The following is a 1094-nucleotide window of genomic DNA, read 5'->3' as shown; positions in this document are numbered from 1 at the left end:
CGGCCACCCCCAGCTTCAGCCTGAAAGCCACCCGCGAGGGGGTCTCACCCGCTCGACCCTCACTCCGCAGGTGCAGCCACCGGCAAAGGAACCTGCATCGGCGCCGCCGCCGTGAGCTTCAACAGCGCCGCCCAGTCCTGCCGGTTGAAACTGCACTCCTCTTCGCGTCCCGGCGTGCACGTCGCTGCGATCCCGTCCGGCTCGGCATCGCGCTTGGTCGGCAGTTCGATGCGGCCGCTGCGATCGAGCATGAGCATGCGCATCGCCACGGTATTGAGCACGTTGCCGCCGACCAGGTACAGCGTCCGGTCGCCGCCCATGTTGGCCGACACCACCACCTCGCAGTGCGACTTCCAGTGGCCCACCGAACCATTGCCCAGCGCCTGCACCAGGCCGGTGTAGGTCAGGGTCTCGCGGCGGTCGCGCAGGAAGCACAGCAGGTCGCCGACCGCGGGTTTTTCCGCTGCGGGATCGGCGAGACGATACGGCGATGCGCCGTTGTAGGCGGCACGGATGTAATCGATGTGGCGCGGGGAGGCGTTGAAGCCGGGAACCCCGGCGCGCACCATCACCCAGGAAATGAAGGCGGCCGACCAGGGGTTGTCGATCAGGAAGGCGCGGCAGTCGCTGTCGGTGTAACGCGATCCCAACGAGGCGATGCAGCTGCTGGCGCCGGGGATGGCGCCCATCGCATTCAACGTGCCGCTGTCGCGCCAATAGCCGGATACGCGTTGCCAGGCAATCAGGCCGTTGTCGGCAAGGTGCTCGTTCTCTGCTTCGGTCACCGCCAGGCTGGCGGCGCGCCCTTCGCGATCGATGAACGGACGGAACCACAGGCGATGCTCATTGCAGGCCGTCTGGCGGATCGACAACGCCAACGGACTGAGGCCGTAGGGCGGTGGCACATCGCAGGCTTCGGCAGCCGCCGCGTCGGTGCTGACGCTGGACAGGCCGAGCGCGGAGAAAGGCAACAGGCAGGCAAGCAGCAACCGGCGCATGCGGTGCTCCGCAGAAGGGGGATGCGCGCAGCGTCTCAGTGTGCACGTGAAAAAAGGGTGCACCTGCCGGCTCACGTTTCTGAAAGGGGTCAGAGT

General features: G+C 67.1%; 1 protein-coding gene. It reads right to left on the bottom strand.

The genetic code is table 11. The features are described 5' to 3' along the window. Positions 1-59 precede the first annotated feature (59 nt). The gene (locus tag ABB28_RS17415; RefSeq protein ID WP_083492079.1) at positions 60-998 is read right to left on the bottom strand and encodes a DUF2272 domain-containing protein; all 939 of its coding nucleotides are present in this window, start codon (positions 996-998) and stop codon (positions 60-62) included. Positions 999-1094 lie beyond the last annotated feature (96 nt).

The organism is Stenotrophomonas chelatiphaga (genome assembly GCF_001431535.1).
In the GTDB taxonomy this organism is placed as follows: Bacteria; Pseudomonadota; Gammaproteobacteria; order Xanthomonadales; family Xanthomonadaceae; genus Stenotrophomonas; species Stenotrophomonas chelatiphaga.
Note: the sequence above shows the minus strand (reverse complement) of the source record. Positions and strands in the feature narration are given on the sequence as shown.

Bases quoted from the DNA above. Each gene is read 5' to 3' on its own strand.
- ABB28_RS17415 (WP_083492079.1), bottom strand. From the start codon at position 998: ATGCGCCGGTTGCTGCTTGCCTGCCTGTTGCCTTTCTCCGCGCTCGGC.